This window comes from Bordetella genomosp. 5, assembly GCF_002261475.1.
GTDB lineage: Bacteria > Pseudomonadota > Gammaproteobacteria > Burkholderiales > Burkholderiaceae_B > Bordetella.
This window is the reverse complement of sequence record NZ_NEVN01000004.1, coordinates 79559-98640: the sequence shown is the minus strand read 5'-3', so window position 1 is coordinate 98640 and position 19082 is coordinate 79559. Positions and strand designations below refer to the sequence as shown.

The window sequence follows — 19082 nt, the reverse complement described above, 5'->3', positions numbered from 1 at the left end:
GAGGCCAAAGCGAAAATGCCCGCCGGCACGAAGCGTGCGGCGGGCAACAGGAGGTACTGCCGGAGCAATAAACGGTTTATTCAGCGGGAACTTCCACCTGGAAATTGACGGCTCGCGCCGGAACGACGGTCGAGATCGCGTGCTTGTAGACCATCTGGGTCACGGTATTACGCAGCAGCACCACGTATTGGTCGAAGGATTCGATCTGCCCCTGAAGCTTGATCCCGTTGACCAGATAGATCGACACGGGCACGTGTTCCTTGCGCAGCGTGTTCAGAAACGGGTCTTGCAAAGTTTGCCCTTTATTGCTCATTGGCCAGGCTCCATTTGTTATTGAGGTGGTGGCGGACGCCGAAATATGTACTCTACAGGGTTTTCCCGGGCGGTGCCACTTGGCTGCCCGGGCAAGATGCCACGAGAGTTTTCAGATTTTCCCCGAGGGCGTCACGATGAAAAAATCGCCTTCAGGCCCGTGATTAGACGGGCACATTCGTCGTCGGTTCCGACCGTGATGCGAAGGAATTGATCGATACGCGCACGACGGAAATGACGCACGATGATCGCACGCTCGCGCAGGGCCGCGGCGAGCGCGGCGCCATCGTGCGCGGGATGGCGGGCGAACACGAAGTTGGCGGCCGACGGCAGCACCTCGAAGCCCAGCGCCTGGAGGTCGGCGGTCAGCCGGTCGCGCGTGGCGACGATGGCGCGGCAGGTCTGTTCGAAATAGGCCTGATCTTCGAGCGCGGCGATGGCGCCAGCCGAAGCCAGACGGTCGATCGGATAGGAATTGAAGCTGTCTTTGACGCGCTCCAGACCTTCGATCAGGGCCGGATGACCGATGGCGTGACCCACGCGCAGACCGGCGAGCGAGCGCGACTTCGACAGCGTCTGCACCACCAGCAGGTTGTCGTGACGCGCCACCAGCGACACCGCGCTCTCGGCGCCGAAATCGACATACGCCTCATCGATCACGACCACGCATTGCGGATTGCCCGCCACGATGCGCTCGACATCGGCGAGCGGCATGGCGCGGCCGGTGGGTGCGTTGGGATTCGGGAAGATGATGCCGCCCGCGGCCTGCCCACCAGCAGGCAGGTAATCCTGCGGCTCAACCCGGAAGTCGTCGGTGAGCGGCACGGTGTCGTGCTCGATGCCGAAGAGACCGCAATAAACCGGATAGAAGCTGTAGCTGATGTCCGGGAACAGCAGCTTGCGACCCTCGTGCTTGAGCAGGGCCACGAACACGTGGGCGAGCACTTCGTCGGAACCATTGCCTACGAAAACGTGCGCCGCCGTGATGCCGTGCCCTGCCTGCGCGGCGATGGCCTCGCGCAGACGATCGGAGCCCGGATCGGGATACAGGCGCAACGTGTCGTCGGTTGCGGCGCGAATGGCCTCGATGGCCTTCGGCGACGGTCCGTACGGGTTTTCGTTGGTGTTGAGCTTGACCAGATCGAGCAGCTTGGGCTGCTCGCCGGGCACGTAGGGACTGAGCGCCCCGACCACGGGGCTCCAGTAGCGGCTCATTTACTTGTCCTCGGCGTAGGGGTTGTGCGAGGACTTGAACTCGATGCGCAGCGGCGTGCCAGCCAGATTGAAGGCGTTGCGGAAGCGGGTTTCGAGGTAGCGGCGGTACGAATCCGGAATCGCGTCCAGTGCGTTGCCGTGGATGACCACGAGCGGCGGGTTTTGTCCGCCCTGGTGCGCATAGCGCATCTTCGGACGGAAAATGCCCTTGCGCGGCGGCTGCTGCTGCTCGACGGCGTCCTGGAGCTCACGGGTGAGCTTGGGGGTCGAGAGCTTGGCGAATGCCGCGGCATGCGCCGCATTGACCGACTTGAGCAGCGGGCGAATGCCCTGCCCCTTGAGCGCCGAGATGGTGTGCATACGCGCGAACGACAGAAACCGCAGCTTGCGCTGGAATTCGCGTTCGATGCGCTCGCGCTGTTCGTCGTCGAGGCCGTCCCATTTGTTGATGGCCACGACCACGGCGCGTCCGGTCTCGAGCACGAAGCCCGCGATGTGGGCGTCTTGTTCGGAGACTTCGGATTGCGCGTCGATCATCAGCAGCACGACGTTGCTGGCCTCGATGGCCTGCAGCGTCTTGATGACGGAGAACTTCTCGACGGCCTCGAACACCTTGCCGCGCTTGCGCAGCCCGGCGGTGTCGATCAGCGTGTACTTGCGCCCGTCGCGCTCGAATTCGATCTCGATCGCATCGCGCGTGGTACCCGGCATGTCGAACGCGATCACGCGCTCTTCGCCCATCAGCGTGTTGATGAGCGTGGACTTGCCGACGTTGGGACGACCGACGATCGCCAGCTTGATGCGGTGATCGGGCTCGCCCTCGCCGTCGGCAAGCTCGGGCTCGGGTTCGACCAGGCCCTCGAGGGCGATGCCGATCAGATCGACGATGCCATCGCCGTGCGCGGCCGAGATCGGATAGGGCTGCCCCAGGCCGAGCTCGTGGAAATCACCCGTGGCGCTGCCCACGCCCATGCCTTCGGCCTTATTGACCGCGAGCAGGACGCGTTGCTGACCCGACTTGCGCAGCAGGCGCGCGATCTCGTGATCGTGCGCGTTGATGCCGGCGCGCGCGTCGACCAAAAACACCACCACGTCGGCTTCGGCGATGGCCTGGCGCGTCTGGCGCGCCATTTCGGCCAGGATGCCGTCCTTGGCCACCGGCTCGAAGCCGCCCGTGTCGATCACGATGAAAGGCGTTTCCCCGACCCTGCCCTCGCCGTAATGCCGGTCGCGGGTCAGGCCGGAATAGTCGGCCACCAACGCCGCCCGGGAGCGCGTAAGGCGGTTGAAGAGGGTCGACTTTCCGACATTGGGACGGCCGACCAGGGCAACGACAGGTTTGAAAGACACGGTGTAAGGCTTAGTTTTGGATTAGTTGGTACCGAGGAGGACCAGATTGCCGTTGCCGGTCTGGACCACCACGCCCTGCGACGTGGTCTGAAGCGGCGAGACCACCGCGCCACCGCCCACCGACACGCGCGCCATCAGGCGGCCATCGCTGCGCGACAGGAAATGCACATAACCGTCGTAGTCGCCGACGGCGACCGCGCCGCCGAGGATGGCCGGCGAGGTCAGTTTACGGTTCTTCAGGCCGGCCTGCTTCCAGACGTTGTTGCCGTTCTCGAGCGCGAAGGCGTTCACGACGCCGTTCTGGTCGGGCGCGAAGGCAAAGCGATCGTCGAGCGCCATGCCGCTGGCGCTGGAGAAATCCTTGGCCCACAGCGGACGGCCACCCTGGGTGACGTCGAAGCAAACGATGCGACCCTGATAGGCCACGGCGCACATCAGCGGACCGATCAGGCGCGGCGCACCGACTACGTCGGTGAGGCGTTCGAGGTCGCTCGCGCCCTTGGGCGTGGCCACGGTGCCTTCCCATTGGACGTTGCCGGACGCGACGTTGATCGCCAGCATCTTGCCACCCGGCAGACCGGTGATGACCAGGCCTTCGGCCATGACCATCTGGGCCGGGCTGCGCAAGGCGAGCGCCGGACCCGGACGCTGCAGGCTCCACAGACGATTGCCGGTATTGGCGTCGAAGGCCTGGATGCGGTAGTCGCCGCTACGGACGACGACGGCGCCGTAACCGACCACGGGCGGAATCTCGACATCGCTGGACGCCTTGGCGCGCCACTTGATCTTGCCGGTGTCGTCGAACGCGACGACTTCGCCCGAGGGCGTGGCCACTGCCGTGGTGGTGCCGTCGCTGCCCACACCGGCGGACAGCTTGGACTCTGCCTTGCTCTTCCAGACGACGCGGCCGCTCTGGAGGTCGAACTTGCCGACGGAGCCATCGGGCGTCGCGGCGTAGACGGCATCGCCCAGCACCGTGGGCGCGAAGCCCAGGCCGGAACCGCTACCGATCGACTGCGACCACACGGCGCGCGCCGACATGGCGGGCGAATAATCAGTCAGGGGCGCCGGCGCATAGCGGTCGTCGTCCTTGGAGAACCACGAGCACGCGCTCAGGGCCAGGACGGCGCTCATGACGAAGGCGCCGCGCCAGATCAGACGGCCAGGACGGGAATTACGCATCACTTATCAGGCTCCGGTCAAAGCATCGAGTTTCAGTTGCACGGCTTGCGTGAGGGGATTCGCGGCGCCCAGACCGTCGACGGCCTGTTGCCACGCCGTGCGGGCTTCTTCGCGCTTGCCTTGAGCTGCCAGCACGTCGCCACGACGATCGGCATACAGCGCGGCGAAAGGCGCCGGCGGATTGTTGAGCTGCGCCAGCGCGGCATCGTATTGCTTTTGGTCGAGCAGCATGCCTGCCAGACGCAGACGCGCGACCGGCGCGAGCGCGGGCTGCTTTTCCTGGCTGGCCAGCCATTCGAGCTGCTGACGCGCGCCATCGGTATCTTTCTGTTCGATCAGCGCGGCGGCGGCGACGAGCGCGCCCCGGCCGGCATAGCCGGTGGCGGGATAGTCGTCACGCAGCGTTGCGGCGGCGGCCTTGATGCGCACGGCCGAATCGGCACCACCCAGGCGGGCGGCATCTTCGAGGGCCTCGAAGTAGCCCATGGCCTGATTGGCGCGATAGCCCTGATAGGCCTTCCAGCCCGCGGAGGCGGCCCAGGCCAGCACGATCACGGTCGCCAAGCCGAGCAGCAGCGTGCCCCAGCGTGCCCACCAGGCCTTGATTGCGTCGAGTTTTTCCTGTTCTTCGAGATCGTATGCCATGCTAACCCTTGGATTTCAGAACTTCAGCCAACTGTGCGAGCGGGACCTGCTGCTGGCTGGCAGCGCCCTCGGCTTCGCCGCGTAGATACTTGAGGCTTGCGGTGTTGTTGGCCACTTCATCGTCGCCAAGAATAACCGCAACCCGGGCACCGCTGCCGTCGGCACGCTTGAATTGCGCCTTGAAGCCGGTCGCGCCGGCGTGCACGATGACCGAGAAGCCGGCATCACGCAACTGCTCGCCCACCTTGGCGGCCAGACGCTGCGCGCCTTCGCCCTGGTGAACCACATAGACGTCGCACTCGGCCTCGGCTTCGGCCGGCACGCTTTGCTGCCACAGATCGAGCAGCCGTTCCATGCCGATGGCGAAGCCGACGGCCGGCGCCGGCTTGCCGCCGAGCAGCTCGATCAGGCCGTCGTAGCGGCCACCGCCGCACACCGTGCCCTGCGCGCCGAGGCGGTCCGTGACCCACTCGAAGACGGTGAGGTTGTAGTAGTCGAGACCCCGCACCAGACGCGGATTGAGGCGGTACTCGATGCCCGCGTCGGTCAGACGCTGGCACAGGCCATCGAAGTGCGCCCGGGATTCTTCGCCCAGGAAGTCGAACAGGCGTGGCGCGCTGTCGGCCATCGCCTGCATGGCGGGATTCTTGGTGTCGAGGACGCGCAGCGGGTTCGAGTAGAGGCGGCGCTTGCCGTCTTCGTCGAGGATGTCGGCGTGCTTCTCGAGGTGAGCGATGAGCGCCGTGCGGTGCGCCGCGCGCTCGGCGGGCTGGCCCAGCGAGTTGAGCTCGAGGCGGATGTCGGTCAGGCCCAGCATCTTCCAGAGGCGCGCGAGCATGACGATCAGCTCGGCGTCGACATCCGGGCCGGCGAGGCCCAGCGCCTCGACGTCGATCTGGTGAAACTGGCGATAGCGGCCGCGCTGAGGCCGCTCGCGGCGAAACACCGGACCGATCGAGTAGACGCGATGCGGCCGGTCGTAGAGCATGTTGTGCTCGATCGTGGCGCGCACGATGCCTGCGGTCATTTCGGGCCGCATCGTGACCTGATCCTGCTTGCCTTCGGCGCCGTCCCAGAAGGTGTACATCTCTTTTTCGACGATGTCGGTGACTTCGCCGATCCCGCGCGCGAAGAGGCGCGTGCTCTCGAGCACCGGCGTGCGCATGTTGCGATAGCCGTAGCTGCGCAACCAGCCGCGCACGATTTCCTCGAAACGCTCCCATTGGGCGCTTTGGCCCGGCAGCAGGTCGTTCATCCCGCGAATGGCGGAGACTTTCTGGAAAGCTTGCGTCATCTTTGTCGTGCCACCGTCATCCCCGCGAGGACAGGCGGCCTGGTCCTTGTACTTAATGAGAAGCGTCGGCGCCGTAGCGGCGGGCGACATAATCTTCGACGATGGCCTGGAACTCTTCGGCGATGTGATCGCCCTTGAGCGTGACGGTGCGTTCGCCGTCGACGAATACCGGGGCGGCGGGCACCTCACCGGTACCGGGCAGGCTGATACCGATGTCGGCGTGCCGGCTTTCGCCGGGGCCGTTGACCACACAGCCCATCACGGCCACGTTCATGCTCTCGACGCCCGGATAGCGGGTGCGCCACAGCGGCATCTGGCGACGCAGATACGACTGGATGCTGTCGGCGAGCTCCTGGAAGAAGGTGCTGCTCGTGCGGCCACAGCCCGGGCAGGCCACGACCATGGGGGTGAAGGCACGCAGACCCATGGTCTGGAGGATTTCCTGGGCGACGATCGCTTCGCGATCGCGGTCGCCGCCGGGCTCGGGGGTGAGCGAGATCCGGATGGTGTCGCCGATGCCCTGCTGCATGAGCACAGCCAGCGCGGCCGTCGAGGCGACGATGCCCTTGCTGCCCATGCCGGCTTCGGTGAGCCCGAGATGTAGCGGGTAATCGCAGCGCGAGGACAGATCGCGATACACCGCGATCAGATCCTGCACATGGCTGACCTTGCAGGACAGCACGATCTTGTCGCCGGCGAGGCCGAGCTCTTCGGCGCGCAGCGCATTGGTGATGGCGGACTCGACGAGAGCGTCGCGCATCACGGCCTGGGCTTCCCAGGGCGTGGCGCGGGCGTTGTTCACGTCCATCTTGCGCGCCATCAGCTCGTGATCGAGGCTGCCCCAGTTGACGCCGATACGCACCGGCTTGTCGTGGCGGCAGGCCACTTCGATCATCTGCGCGAAGTTGTCGTCGCGGCGCTTGCCCCCGCCCATGTTGCCCGGATTGATGCGGTACTTGGACAGGGCCTGCGCGCAATCGGGAAACTGCGTGAGCAGCTTGTGACCGTTGTAGTGGAAGTCGCCGACGAGCGGGACGGACATGCCCATGCGATCGAGCTGCTCGCGGATCGCGATGACCTCGCGCGCGGCCTCGGGGGTATTCACGGTGATCCGGACGATCTCGGAACCCGCCTGGGCCAGCTCCTTGACCTGGATCGCGGTGGCGATCGGATCCGCGGTATCGGTGTTGGTCATGGACTGCACCACGACCGGAGCGTCACCGCCGATGGTGACGACACGCTCGCCCCATTTGACCTGGACGGCACGCGTGCGACGGCGCGGCGCGGCGCCCACGTCGGGAGGCGGCGTGTCCTGGCAGGGCTTGGACTGATCTTGCATGAATCGGGCCGGTGTTACTTGGTCAACTGGGAAACCCACTGGAACGACAGCCACTCACGCGGCAGCCAGCCTTGCCAGAAGGCATAGCCGACGCCGGCGGCGATCAGCACCAGAATCACGATCCACCAGCCCCAGGATCCGCCGGAACGGTCGTCTTCGCTGGGCAGCCCTTCGGTACCGGAGGTGCGCAGGCCACGGCTCTGCGCCAGGCTGCTGCCGCGCGTCGGGGCGACGCTGGCCGCCGGCGCGGGCGCGTGCGCCTCGAGCGAACCGGCGATGGCCTGACCGTCGGCGCCCAGCAGGCGCGCGTAGTTACGGATCAGGCCACGCAACGACACCCCGGTGGGCAGATCGTTCCAGCGCTCTTCTTCGAGTGCCTGGATCTGACGGGGAGAAAACTTGATGCGGCCGGACACCTCTTCGAGGGACCAGCCTTTGGAGAGCCGCAAGGCTCGCAGGGCCGCGCCGACAGTGGCCGCTGCCGCACCGGGATCGGTTGCGGGAACGGCTTGCGATACTGCGGGAGCGATTTCCTGCGTCATGCTGGCACCTGTCGGATGGGAATGGACCGAGCGGCAGCGTTGCGCTCGGTGATACGCGTGCGATCCTTGACTTCGCCGGCCAACTGGCCACAGGCGGCGTCGATGTCGTCACCGCGCGTCTTGCGCACGGTGGTGATGATGCCCGCGTCCATCAGACGCTGGGCGAAAACCTTGACCCGGGCCGACGGCGAGCGCTTCAGGCCGGACGCCGGGAACGGGTTGAACGGAATCAGGTTGAGCTTGCAACGCACCTGGCGCGCCACCTGGATCAGTTCCTTGGCGTGCTGGTCGGTGTCGTTGACGCCATCCAGCATGCAGTATTCGAACGTGATGAAATCGCGCGGCGCATGCTCGAGATATCGATTGCAGGCGGCGAGCAATTCAGCGAGGGGGTATTTCTTGTTGAGCGGCACGAGCTCGTCGCGCAGCGCGTCGTTGGGCGCGTGCAGCGAGACGGCCAGCGCCACCGGGCAATCCTGCGAGAGCCGGTCCATCATGGGCACGACACCCGAGGTGGACACCGTGACGCGTCGGCGCGACAGACCATAAGCGTTGTCGTCGAGCATGAGACGCAGCGCGGGCAAGACCTGGTCGTAGTTGAGCAGCGGCTCGCCCATGCCCATCATCACGACGTTGCTGATGACGCGGGTATCTTCGGAAGCCTTGGCACTGGCCAGGCGCGCGGAGCCGATATCGGCTTCGACGGCACGCTTGGCATGCCACAGCTGACCGATGATTTCGTCGGTGCGCAGATTGCGGTTGAAACCTTGATGGCCCGTCGAACAGAAGCGGCAGTTCACCACGCAGCCGGCCTGGCTGGAGATGCACAGCGTGCCGCGGTCGTCTTCGGGGATGAAGACGGTTTCGATGGCATTGCCCTGCCCCACATCGAACAGCCACTTGCGTGTGCCGTCGACGGAGCGCTGCTCGGTCGCGACCGGCAGCGCTTCGATCAGGCAGTTCTGGGCCAGCTGCCCGCGAAAATCACGGGCGAGATCGGTCATGGCGTCGAACGAATCGGCGCCGCGCTGGTGAATCCAGCGCTGCAGCTGGCGTGCGCGAAAAGGCTTGCCGCCCCACTTGCCGACCAGGTCGGCCAGGGCGCCGGCATCCATGCCCAGCAGATTGATTCGTTCGACAGTGCTCATGACGCAAAGACAGACAGAAAAGCCAGACCCGTGATCAACGGCTGTGGATGTTGATTTCGGGGAAGAAGAAAGCGATTTCGACGGCGGCGGTTTCGGGAGCGTCCGAACCGTGCACGGCGTTGGCGTCGATGCTTTCGGCGAAGTCGGCGCGGATGGTGCCCGGGGCAGCCTTCTTGGGATCGGTCGCGCCCATCAGGTCCCGGTTCTTGGCGATGGCGCCTTCACCTTCGAGGGCTTGCACGAACACGGGGCCCGAGATCATGAAATCGACCAGGTCCTTGAAGAAGGGGCGCTCGGCGTGCACGGCGTAGAAACGCTCGGCGTCGGCGCGCGACAGTTGTTGCAGACGGGCAGCGACGACCTTCAGGCCGGCTTGCTCGAAACGGGCAACGATCTGACCGATGGCGTTCTTGGCGACGGCGTCGGGCTTGATGATCGAGAGGGTGCGTTCAATGGACATGAGAACTCCAAAAGACTGACTTGACGACAGATTTTCAATAGGGTTTGACGCCCGGCCGCGCGGAGAGTTCTGCGCGGCCGCGACCGACATGACGGCCTGGGGGAACTGTGTTTGGGGGTGGCGAGCCTGCCGGCGCGCGCCTCGGTTGCATGCTGGCGCGCCCCCAAGGACGTGCCCACGGGCACGCACCTCAGCACCGGCCCGAACGTCAGAACCAGGATTCGGCACTGGCAACCAATCAGAATTCCTCAATAAAAACAGAGACTTCTAAAAGGTTTACAGTAACCCGGCATTCTAACACGCCGACACGACCGCATTACATCTTAAAATCGATGGTTTGCTCGACCGCCAGTATGGTCGGGCCCCTGTTTGCCGGAACTGAGTAATGACCCAAGCTGCCGACCCGAATTCTTCCCCGAACGACACTCCCGAACTGTCCAAAAGCTTCGAACCCGCCGAGATCGAATCGCGCTGGTACGACGAATGGGTAAAACGGGGCTATTTCGAGGCGGGCCGCCACGTAGAAACGGGGGCGGATAGCCAGCCTTACTGCATCCAGTTCCCGCCGCCGAACGTGACGGGCACCCTGCACATGGGTCACGCCTTCAATCAGACCATCATGGACGGCCTGATCCGCTATCGCCGCATGAGCGGCGATGACACCGTCTTCATCCCGGGCACGGACCACGCCGGCATCGCCACGCAGATCGTGGTGGAGCGCCAGCTCGACGCCAAGGGCGTGTCGCGGCACGATCTGGGCCGCGACGCCTTCACCGAGAAGGTCTGGGAGTGGAAGGAGCAATCCGGCAACACCATCACCAGCCAGGTGCGCCGCCTGGGCGCATCGGCCGACTGGCCGCGCGAATACTTCACGATGGACGACCGCATGTCGCGCGGCGTGGTCCAGACTTTCGTGCACATGTACCGCCAGGGCCTGATCTACCGCGGCAAGCGGCTGGTCAACTGGGATCCCAAGCTGCTGACGGCCGTGTCCGACCTCGAAGTGCAGTCGGAAGAAACCGACGGCTTCATGTGGCACATCGAGTACCCGTTCGTCGACGGGCCGCAAACCATCGTGGACAAGGAAGGCAATACCGTCACGCTGCGCGGCCTGACCATCGCCACCACCCGTCCCGAGACCATGCTGGCCGACGGCGCGCTGTGCGTGCACCCCGACGATGCGCGCTACAAGCACCTGGTGGGCAAGCTGGTCGAGCTGCCGCTGTGCGATCGCAACATCCCGATCATCGCCGACGACTTCGTCGATCCCGAGTTCGGCACGGGCTGCGTGAAGATCACCGGCGCCCACGACTTCAATGACTACGCCTGCGCCCTGCGCCACGACCTGCCGCTGATCGTGATCTTCACGCTCGACGCGCACATCAACGAAAACGGCCCGGCGCAGTTTCAGGGCATGGAGCGCTACGAGGCCCGCAAGGCCGTGGTTGCTCAGCTCGAAACCGACGGCTATCTGGTGCGCGTCGAACCGCACAAGATGATGCAGCCTCGCGGCGACCGCACGGGCGTGGTGCTGGAGCCCATGCTCACCGACCAATGGTTCGTGGCGATGAGCAAGCCCGCGCCCGAAGGCGCGATCAATCCGGGCAAGAGCATCACCGAAGTGGCGCTCGACGCCGTGGCCGACGGCCGCATCACCTTCTACCCGGACAACTGGACCACGATCTACAACCAGTGGCTCAACAACATCCAGGACTGGTGCATCTCGCGTCAACTCTGGTGGGGCCACCAGATTCCGGCCTGGTTCTCCGAAGACGGTCAGGTGTTCGTGGCGCACTCCGAAGAAGAGGCGCTCGAGCAGGCGCGCGCCGCCGGCGTGACGGGTCCGCTCAACCGCGACCCCGACGTGCTCGACACCTGGTTCTCGTCGGCGCTCGTGCCCTTCACCACGCTGGGCTGGCCTGAAAAGACGCCGGATCTGGCGCGCTACCTGCCCTCCAGCGTGCTCGTCACGGGCTTCGACATCATCTTTTTCTGGGTCGCGCGGATGGTCATGATGACCATGCACATGACCGGCAGCATTCCGTTCAAGCACGTGTACGTGCACGGCCTCATCCGTGATGCCGACGGCCAGAAGATGAGTAAGTCCAAGGGCAACACGCTCGACCCGGTCGACCTCATCGACGGCATCGATCTGGACTCGCTGGTGGCCAAGCGCACGTTCGGCCTGATGAATCCGAAGCAGGCCGGCACGATCGAGAAAGCCACGCGCCGCCAATACCCGGATGGCATCCCCGCCTTCGGCACCGACGCGCTGCGCTTCACGATGTCGGCATACGCCACGCTGGGTCGCAACATCAACTTCGACCTCAAGCGTTGCGAAGGCTACCGCAACTTCTGCAACAAGCTCTGGAACGCGACGCGCTTCGTGCTCATGAACACGGAAGGGCACGCGCTGCACGGCAACGAGACCGGTGAACTGTCGTTCGCCGACAAGTGGATCGTGAGCCAGATGCAGGCACTCGAAGCCGAAGTGGAACGCGGCTTTGCCGACTACCGCTTCGACAACGTGGCCAACGCGCTGTACCGCTTCGTGTGGGACGAGTACTGCGACTGGTACGTCGAACTGGCCAAGGTGCAGATCCAGAACGGCACGCCCGCCCAGCAGTTGGGCACCCGCCGCACGCTGATCCGCGTGCTGGAGGTCGTGCTGCGCCTGGCACACCCGATCATTCCGTTCATCACGGAAGAGCTCTGGCAGAAGGTGTCGGTCGTGGCCGGCAAGCGCGAGGCGGGTCAGGCCGGCAGCGTGAGCGTGCAGCCCTATCCGCGCGCCAACCCGGCGGCGATCGACAAGGATGCCGAGGCCGAAGTCGCCCAACTCAAGGCGCAGATCGAGGCCGTGCGCGCGCTGCGTGGCGAAATGAACCTGTCGCCCGCCCAGCGCGTGCCGCTCATCGCCCAGGGGGATGCCGCGGTACTCAAGCGCAATGCGCCCTATCTGGCCGCGCTGGCCAAGCTGAGCCAGGTCGACGTGGTCGACAGCCTGCCCGACGCCGGCGCGCCCGTGCAGGTGGTGGGCAATGCCCACCTCATGCTGCACGTGGAGATCGACGTGGCGGCCGAACGCGTGCGCCTGGACAAGGAGATCGCGCGCCTCGAGGGCGAAATCGCCAAGGCCAACGGCAAGCTCGGGAACGCCAGCTTCGTCGAACGCGCGCCCGCCGCCGTGGTCGAGCAGGAGAAGGCGCGCGTCGCGCAGTTCAACGAAACGCTGGGCAAGGTGCGCGATCAGCGCGCCAAGCTGGGCGGCTGAGCCCTCGGCCCTCCCCGCGCACTGATAGACCGGCCCCGAGTGGGGCCGGTTTTTTTTTGCCTCGGCCCGGCGAACGTAAAGGTTTGTGCCAGCGCCTCACTGCCAGAGCGTCCGGGCGCGATACAGGCTGTTGCAAGGGTATCCGGGCCTCACGGCACAAACGGGGCATATTTTCCCCGCTGCGTTGCGCAGCGCACAGCCGGGTCGGGCCCGGCTGAGCTGGTGGAGGGCGAAGCGGGGGCAGGATGGCCGAGGCAGTAGCGCCGGCCATGACCCCGCATCGCACTCCTTGCTGGCTGCCCCACAACAACGCCAGGAACGGCGACCGTGGATCCGGCAGCCGTTCCCATCACGTTGGAGACCTGAAATGCCGATCCTCTCGCAAGTCCGCGCCTTCTCCCACATCAAGACCGCCGCCGTCATGAGCGCCGCCGCATTCGCGCTTGCGGGCGGCGCCGCCACCGCGCAGCAACCGATGCCGGGCCAACAGGGAATGCCCAATCTGGCCGCCCTGAGCGGCCAGATGCACGCCGCGGCCGAAGCCTGCAACGCCTACACCAGCGCGCAACTCGAACAGATGAAGCAGCAGCAGAAGACGGCCACCGCCAGCCAGGGCATGTCGGCCGCCGACTTCGACAAGTCGTTCAAGACGAGCTATGACGACACGAAGACCAAACTCGGCACGATGAGCGCCGCCGACAAGGAAAAGATGTGCGCGCAACTGAAGGCGATGTCGGGCGCACGCTGAAGCAGCGGGTCGCGCGGCAGGCAAGACCCGGCAGCGCTGAACGATCAGCGCCTCAGCCGGCCTTGCCGCGCCGCCGCTTGCGCGGCGCCTCGGGCGGCGGCAGGCCCTGGAGCTCGGCCAGCCGCACTTCGTCGGCATGGTCGAGCCAGCCCTGCTCCCGTGCGCGATCGATCAACTCGGGACGCCGTTGCAGCGTGAGTCGTAGCGATTGATCGCGCCGCCAGCGTGCGATGAGCGCATGATTGCCGCTCTTGAGTTCGGCCGGCACCGCGACACCCTCATAGACTTCCGGGCGCGTGTAGTGCGGGCTGTCCAGCAGGCCCGACAGCGTGTCGTTGAAGGAATCCTGGAGCGCCGAATCGCCATCGTTGAGCACGCCCGGCACGAGCCGCACGGCCGCATCGATGACCGCCAGCGCGGCGATCTCGCCACCCGACAACACGAAGTCGCCGAGCGAGATTTCGAGCGTGACGCAGCGGTCGATGAAGCGCTGATCCAGCCCTTCGTAGCGGCCACAGATCAGAATCAGCCCGGTGGAGCCGGCCAGCCCCAGCGCCGCCGCCTGATCGTAGCGCCGGCCCACGGGCGCGAGCAGCGCGACCGGCGCGCGCGGCAGCCCCTCGGCCTCGCGGCCGCGCTGCGCGGCCTCGACCGCGGCCTCGAGCGGCGCGGCCAGCATCACCATCCCCGGCCCGCCACCATACGGACGATCATCGACGGTGCGATGGGCGTCCGATGTGAAATCGCGCGGATTCCAGGTGTGCAGAGACCAGATCCCCTGCCCGTGCGCACGACCGGTCACGCCTTGATCGCGAACGACGGCGAACGTTTCGGGGAACAGGGTGATGACGTCGAAACGCATCAGTCGTCTTCCAGCGGCCAATCGCTGTCGATGACGCGGGCGGTCAGATCGACGTGATGAACATGGGCCCGAACGAACGGCACCAGGACTTCGGCGGGACGACCCTTGGCGTCGAGCACGGGCTCGACCGGTGCGTCCGGCGCCGCCTGGCGCTGACGATGGACCTGCAGAATGGCATGGGCGCCGTTATCGAATACCCCGTCGACCACGCCGATCAGCGTGCGAGTGCCAGGCGCGTCGGTATAGAGCGCGCATCCGATCAGGTCGACCCAGTAGTATTCGTCGTCGCCCGCGGCCGGAAAGGCGCTACGCGCCACCGACACGACATGACCGCGCAAGGCTTCCGCCTGATCACGATCGGCTACACCGTCGAGCTGTGCGACGACCGTGCCACTATGGACACGTGCCTGCAGCACTTTGATTGCGACGGGTACGGACGCGACAACGCCCCGAGCCGCTTGCGGCGCGGGGCGAGTCAACCACCACTGAGACTGGGTGCGCAACACATCGGCCTGTGCCGAGTGCGGCTGCACCTTGACCCAACCCTTGACACCGTAGGCCGCGGTGATGCGACCCAGTTCGACCAGGTCTTCGGGCGCCGCTTTGGAGCGGACAGCATCAGACATGGGTCGTGTGCAAAAAATGTGGTTGGAGGGCTCGCGCCAGGCGCGAACCAGACTCGCGGGAGGCAGCAGGATCTGCCCAAACCGAATCAGCCCCGGCAACCCCTGCCTTGAAGGCCGGGATGACTCGGGCTGGAACCCACCGTGCGCGATGAACGCGGCGTTGATTCGGAGGTGTCACTGCTTCCTGGCCCGGTGTAACGCGTGAGCGCCGGCCACCGGGCATGTCATGGCACGCGTGCCAGACGGACCCGCGAGAGGCAAAGCTTAGGCAGCAGCCGAAACCTTGGCCGAGTAGTCTTTGACCAGACGCTCGACGGCGGGCGACAGTTGCGCGCCGTTGTCGGTCCAGTACTTGACACGATCCAGCGCGATGCGCAGGTTTTCGGTGCCTTCGGAGCCAACCGGGTTGTAGAAACCCACGCGCTCGACAAAGCGGCCGTCGCGACGGTTGCGCGAATCGGTAGCAACCAGGTTGTAGAACGGACGCTTCTTGGAGCCGCCACGGGCCAGACGAATCACCAGCATAGGTAATCCCTTGAATTAGTTGTGGAAAAACGGGAAATTCTAGCACCCTATTGAACACCATGGCAAATGCCCCGCCGTTTTTTGCGGTGGGCGCCCATGATGTTGTGCCGTTATGCCACGAAGCAACATATGCTCGGACTCGGTGGAGTGTGGCAATGGCGGCACGCGGGGTAGTCTCGGGTGTGGCCGGCAGCGCCGGTCCGCGGGAAGAACTGCCGCGCGTTTGCGGGTTCAGAACGGCTAAAAATCGGTTGAAAAACCGGGGCCGCAATGACGAGGCAACCGGGGATCGACCGGACCGCGATGCGAACAGCACGGGAAGACCTCCCCGGGACGCTCGGCGTGGCAGTGATGGCCCGGAGTCCGGGCTCGCCACGTTTCACCATCAACGGCAAGACGCAAGCATACACCGTCCCGGCCCATGGCCGCATTCAAAAGGAGTGTGTCATGTCTCAGAACGTTGTTTCACGCGGGCCGTGGCCGGGTCGGTGATTGCGCCGGCGCGCTCCAACGCCAGGCCGCTACGCCCTATCCGATCGCCACAACCCAACTGAAAGGCACGCGCCAAAGAAAATCCCCGAAGGCCGGTCGACGGCATTCGGGGATGGGTGCACCGGCACGCCCAGCGGGCGCGGCCCAGGCCGTCAGCGACGGCGCAGATAGTGATGCGCGCTATCGCCTTCGGTGAGCTGCGCCACCAGCGCGTTGCCGGTCTGCGTGGCGAAGGCCTGGAAATCCCGCGTGGCCTTGGGATCGGTGGTGATGACATGCAGCACCTGACCGCTTTCCATCTGGGCCAGGGCTTTCTTGGCACGCAGGATGGGCAGCGGGCAGGTCAGGCCGCTGGCATCGACCTCCAGTGCGAACTCGGGCCGCTGCGTGGCAGCGTGTTGATCGCTCATCAGAGACGCTCTTCGACCCACTTCTGGACACCGGCGACCGCCGCGGGCAACGCGCCCACATCGGTACCGCCGCCCATGGCCATGTCGGGGCGGCCACCGCCCTTGCCGCCGACCTGCGACGCCACGAAGCCGACCAGATCGCCCGCCTTGACGCGACCGGTCAGGTCGGACGTGACACCGCCCACGACGCTGATCTTGCCGTCGGCGCCGGTCGCCAGCAGCACGACCGCGGACTTGAGCTTGTCTTTCAGGTTGTCGACCATGCCGCGCAGTGCCTTGGGATCGACATCGTTGATGGTCGCGGCCAGCACTTTGACCCCCTTGACCTCGACGGTGGCACGATCGGCGAGATCGTTGCCGGCGCTCGCGGCCAGCTTGGCACGAGCCTGCTCGAGGTCTTTTTCGAGGGCCTTGACCTGGTCCTGCACCTGCACGATGCGGTCCGGGAGGTCAGCCACGGTGCTGCGCAGCACGCCCGCGGCGCGGGTGAGCAGCGCGTTCTGTTCGCGCACCCAGCGCAGCGCGTTGTCGCCCGTGATGGCCTCGACGCGACGCACGCCGGCGGCCACGCCGCCTTCGGACACGATCTTGAACAGGCCGATATCGCCCGTGCGCGCGACGTGCGTGCCGCCGCACAGTTCGCGCGAGAAGCCGATGTCGAGCACGCGGACCGTATCGCCGTACTTTTCGCCGAACAGCGCCATCGCGCCGCCCTTGACCGCGTCGTCGTAGGCCATGACCTGCGAGCGGGTGGAGTGGTTGGCCAGCACTTCGGCGTTGACGATGTCTTCGACACGCGCAATCTGCTCGGCGGTCATGGGCGCGTCTTGCGCGAAGTCGAAGCGGGTTTTGTCGGGATCGACCAGCGAGCCACGCTGCTGCACGTGCGAGCCCAGCACTTCGCGCAGGGCCTTGTGCATCAGGTGAGTGGCGGAGTGGTTGCGCACGGTACGCGCGCGACGAACGACGTCGACGCGCGCCAGCAGCTTGTCACCCACCTTGAGCGAGCCGGACTCCAGCTCGCCATGATGGCCGAACACACCCGGTTGAATCTTGAGCGTGTCGGCAACGGCAAAGCGCACGCCCTCGGCTTCGAGCAGGCCGGTATCACCGACCTGACCGCCGGACTCGGCGTAGAACGGCGTCGCGTCGAGCACGACGACCGCGTTCTGGCCAGCCTGAACCAACTCGACCTGCGTACCGTCGACATAGAGCGCCGTGACTTCGACGCCGCTCAGTTCGAGCTGTTCGTAGCCCTCGAAGCGGGTCTGTGCGCCTTCGTAGCTCAGGCCTTCGGCCATCTTGAACTTGCCCGCGGCACGTGCCTGGTCGCGCTGGCGCGCCATCGCGGACTCGAAGCCGGCCATGTCGACCTCGACCTCGCGCTCGCGACAGATGTCGGCGGTGAGGTCGACTGGGAAACCGTAGGTGTCGTACAGCGTGAAGAGCGTATTGCCATCGAGCTGGCCGCCGGCCTTGACGTTGGCCAGGGCCACGTCGAGGATCTTCATGCCGTGTTCGAGGGTCTCGCCGAAGCGCTCTTCTTCCTGCTTGAGCACCTGGGCAACGCGCTCGGCGATATTGGCGAGTTCGGGATAGGCCTCGCCCATTTCCTGGACGAGATCAGGCACCAGACGGTGGAAGAAGGGCTTGGTCTGGCCCAGCTTGTAGCCATGACGCAGCGCGCGGCGCACGATGCGGCGCAGCACGTAGCCACGGCCCTCGTTACTCGGAATCACGCCGTCGACGATCAGGAACGAGCAGGCGCGGATGTGGTCAGCGATGACCTTGAGCGAATTGTCTTCGAGGTTGTTCGTGCCGGTTTCGCGCGCGGCGGCCGCGATCAGCTTCTGGAAGAGATCGATCTCGTAGTTCGAGTGCACGTGCTGCAGCACGGCGGCGATACGCTCCAGGCCCATGCCGGTATCGACGCAGGGCTTGGGCAGCGGGGTCATGTTGCCGGCCGCGTCGCGCTCGAACTGCATGAACACGAGGTTCCAGATTTCGATATAGCGGTCGCCGTCTTCTTCGGGGGATCCCGGGGGGCCGCCCCAGATGTCGGCGCCGTGATCATAGAAAATCTCGGTACACGGACCGCACGGACCGGTGTCGCCCATCTGCCAGAAGTTGTCCGATGCGTATCGGCTGCCCTTGTTATCCCCGATGCGGATGATGCGCTCGGTGGGCACGCCGACTTCCTTGGCCCAGATGTCGTAGGCTTCGTCGTCTTCCTGGTAGACGGTCACCCAGAGCTTCTCGGCGGGCAGCTTGTAGACCGTGGTCAACAATTCCCAGGCATAGAAGATCGCATCGCGCTTGAAATAGTCGCCGAAGCTGAAGTTGCCCAGCATCTCGAAGAACGTGTGGTGGCGTGCGGTATAGCCGACGTTTTCGAGGTCGTTGTGCTTGCCGCCCGCGCGCACGCTGCGCTGCGACGAGGTAGCACGGTTATAGGAACGCGTTTCCTTGCCGGTGAACACGTCCTTGAACTGCACCATCCCGGAGTTGGTGAACAGCAGCGTGGGGTCGTTACCCGGCACCAGCGAGGACGACGGAACGATCGTGTGGCCCTTGGACTGGAAGAATTGCAGGAACTTCTGGCGAATCTCGGAGGATTTCATCGTGGATGAATCGGGATTTAGGCGAATTTTTGATTAT

17 protein-coding genes are annotated in these 19082 nt (G+C 65.3%); 2 read left to right on the top strand and 15 right to left on the bottom strand.

Annotated elements, in window-relative coordinates:
- Nucleotides 1-76: 76 nt before the first annotated feature.
- The 10 genes from hfq to ndk all read right to left on the bottom strand — a co-directional run bounded on the left by hfq (nt 77) and on the right by ndk (nt 9487).
- Complete coding sequence (hfq, locus tag CEK29_RS06960; RefSeq protein WP_003810707.1) at nt 77-313, bottom strand: RNA chaperone Hfq; 237 nt, start codon at nt 311-313, stop codon at nt 77-79.
- A gap of 131 nt (nt 314-444) precedes the next feature.
- Complete coding sequence (gene hisC, locus CEK29_RS06955) at nt 445-1527, bottom strand: histidinol-phosphate transaminase (protein ID WP_094800438.1); 1083 nt, start codon at nt 1525-1527, stop codon at nt 445-447.
- Nucleotides 1528-2877 carry a ribosome biogenesis GTPase Der gene (der, locus tag CEK29_RS06950; protein WP_094800440.1) on the bottom strand — a complete coding sequence of 450 codons (1350 nt, stop codon included), beginning with the start codon at nt 2875-2877 and terminating at the stop codon, nt 1528-1530.
- Between the two features lie 21 nt (nt 2878-2898).
- Nucleotides 2899-4062, bottom strand: a complete 1164-nt coding sequence (bamB, locus tag CEK29_RS06945) for an outer membrane protein assembly factor BamB (protein WP_094800442.1) — start codon at nt 4060-4062, stop codon at nt 2899-2901.
- A 3-nt stretch (nt 4063-4065) separates the two neighbouring features.
- Nucleotides 4066-4704, bottom strand: coding sequence for a YfgM family protein (locus CEK29_RS06940; RefSeq protein ID WP_094800444.1), 639 nt, complete (start codon nt 4702-4704; stop codon nt 4066-4068).
- A 1-nt stretch (nt 4705) separates the two neighbouring features.
- Nucleotides 4706-5998 (bottom strand): histidine--tRNA ligase, encoded by a 1293-nt coding sequence (gene hisS, locus CEK29_RS06935; protein WP_094857672.1) that lies wholly within the window; start codon nt 5996-5998, stop codon nt 4706-4708.
- 52 nt (nt 5999-6050) lie between these two features.
- Nucleotides 6051-7337, bottom strand: a complete 1287-nt coding sequence (ispG, locus tag CEK29_RS06930; protein ID WP_094857671.1) for a flavodoxin-dependent (E)-4-hydroxy-3-methylbut-2-enyl-diphosphate synthase — start codon at nt 7335-7337, stop codon at nt 6051-6053.
- Between the two features lie 14 nt (nt 7338-7351).
- Nucleotides 7352-7879 (bottom strand): helix-turn-helix domain-containing protein, encoded by a 528-nt coding sequence (locus CEK29_RS06925; protein ID WP_094800449.1) that lies wholly within the window; start codon nt 7877-7879, stop codon nt 7352-7354.
- Complete coding sequence (rlmN, locus tag CEK29_RS06920) at nt 7876-9027, bottom strand: 23S rRNA (adenine(2503)-C(2))-methyltransferase RlmN (protein WP_094800451.1); 1152 nt, start codon at nt 9025-9027, stop codon at nt 7876-7878. Before rlmN ends, CEK29_RS06925 begins: the two co-directional genes overlap by 4 nt.
- Nucleotides 9028-9061: 34 nt before the next feature.
- A complete protein-coding gene (gene ndk, locus CEK29_RS06915; RefSeq protein ID WP_094800453.1) occupies nt 9062-9487 on the bottom strand; it encodes a nucleoside-diphosphate kinase in 426 nt (141 codons plus the stop codon).
- Nucleotides 9488-9872: 385 nt separating this feature from the next.
- On the opposite strand from ndk, the gene CEK29_RS06910 reads away from it, so the two are divergent.
- A complete protein-coding gene (locus CEK29_RS06910) occupies nt 9873-12761 on the top strand; it encodes a valine--tRNA ligase (protein ID WP_094857670.1) in 2889 nt (962 codons plus the stop codon).
- Nucleotides 12762-13128: 367 nt separating this feature from the next.
- Nucleotides 13129-13509, top strand: coding sequence for a hypothetical protein (locus tag CEK29_RS06905; RefSeq protein ID WP_255176090.1), 381 nt, complete (start codon nt 13129-13131; stop codon nt 13507-13509).
- A gap of 52 nt (nt 13510-13561) precedes the next feature.
- Here the strand turns inward: CEK29_RS06905 and trmD are convergent, their stop codons facing one another.
- The 5 genes from trmD to alaS form a co-directional block, all read right to left on the bottom strand.
- A complete protein-coding gene (gene trmD / locus CEK29_RS06900) occupies nt 13562-14371 on the bottom strand; it encodes a tRNA (guanosine(37)-N1)-methyltransferase TrmD (RefSeq protein WP_094857669.1) in 810 nt (269 codons plus the stop codon).
- Nucleotides 14371-14997, bottom strand: a complete 627-nt coding sequence (gene rimM, locus CEK29_RS06895) for a ribosome maturation factor RimM (protein WP_094800459.1) — start codon at nt 14995-14997, stop codon at nt 14371-14373. The genes trmD and rimM overlap by 1 nt, the downstream gene beginning before the upstream one ends.
- 264 nt (nt 14998-15261) lie before the next feature.
- Complete coding sequence (gene rpsP / locus CEK29_RS06890; protein ID WP_094800461.1) at nt 15262-15522, bottom strand: 30S ribosomal protein S16; 261 nt, start codon at nt 15520-15522, stop codon at nt 15262-15264.
- A gap of 644 nt (nt 15523-16166) precedes the next feature.
- Nucleotides 16167-16424, bottom strand: coding sequence for a sulfurtransferase TusA family protein (locus tag CEK29_RS06885; protein WP_094800463.1), 258 nt, complete (start codon nt 16422-16424; stop codon nt 16167-16169).
- Nucleotides 16424-19045 (bottom strand): alanine--tRNA ligase, encoded by a 2622-nt coding sequence (gene alaS / locus CEK29_RS06880; protein WP_094857668.1) that lies wholly within the window; start codon nt 19043-19045, stop codon nt 16424-16426. The genes CEK29_RS06885 and alaS overlap by 1 nt, the downstream gene beginning before the upstream one ends.
- Between the last annotated feature and the right edge of the window lie 37 nt (nt 19046-19082).

Excerpts from the sequence above, each read along its gene's own strand:
- hfq (WP_003810707.1), bottom strand. The coding sequence starts at position 313 with ATGAGCAATAAAGGGCAAACTTTGCAAGACCCGTTTCTGAACACGCTG.
- hisC (WP_094800438.1), bottom strand. The coding sequence starts at position 1,527 with ATGAGCCGCTACTGGAGCCCCGTGGTCGGGGCGCTCAGTCCCTACGTG.
- CEK29_RS06940 (WP_094800444.1), bottom strand. The coding sequence starts at position 4,704 with ATGGCATACGATCTCGAAGAACAGGAAAAACTCGACGCAATCAAGGCC.
- hisS (WP_094857672.1), bottom strand. The coding sequence starts at position 5,998 with ATGACGCAAGCTTTCCAGAAAGTCTCCGCCATTCGCGGGATGAACGAC.
- ispG (WP_094857671.1), bottom strand. The coding sequence starts at position 7,337 with ATGCAAGATCAGTCCAAGCCCTGCCAGGACACGCCGCCTCCCGACGTG.
- CEK29_RS06925 (WP_094800449.1), bottom strand. The coding sequence starts at position 7,879 with ATGACGCAGGAAATCGCTCCCGCAGTATCGCAAGCCGTTCCCGCAACC.
- rlmN (WP_094800451.1), bottom strand. The coding sequence starts at position 9,027 with ATGAGCACTGTCGAACGAATCAATCTGCTGGGCATGGATGCCGGCGCC.
- ndk (WP_094800453.1), bottom strand. The coding sequence starts at position 9,487 with ATGTCCATTGAACGCACCCTCTCGATCATCAAGCCCGACGCCGTCGCC.
- CEK29_RS06910 (WP_094857670.1), top strand. The coding sequence starts at position 9,873 with ATGACCCAAGCTGCCGACCCGAATTCTTCCCCGAACGACACTCCCGAA.
- CEK29_RS06905 (WP_255176090.1), top strand. The coding sequence starts at position 13,129 with ATGCCGATCCTCTCGCAAGTCCGCGCCTTCTCCCACATCAAGACCGCC.
- trmD (WP_094857669.1), bottom strand. The coding sequence starts at position 14,371 with ATGCGTTTCGACGTCATCACCCTGTTCCCCGAAACGTTCGCCGTCGTT.
- rimM (WP_094800459.1), bottom strand. The coding sequence starts at position 14,997 with ATGTCTGATGCTGTCCGCTCCAAAGCGGCGCCCGAAGACCTGGTCGAA.
- rpsP (WP_094800461.1), bottom strand. The coding sequence starts at position 15,522 with ATGCTGGTGATTCGTCTGGCCCGTGGCGGCTCCAAGAAGCGTCCGTTC.
- CEK29_RS06885 (WP_094800463.1), bottom strand. The coding sequence starts at position 16,424 with ATGAGCGATCAACACGCTGCCACGCAGCGGCCCGAGTTCGCACTGGAG.
- alaS (WP_094857668.1), bottom strand. The coding sequence starts at position 19,045 with ATGAAATCCTCCGAGATTCGCCAGAAGTTCCTGCAATTCTTCCAGTCC.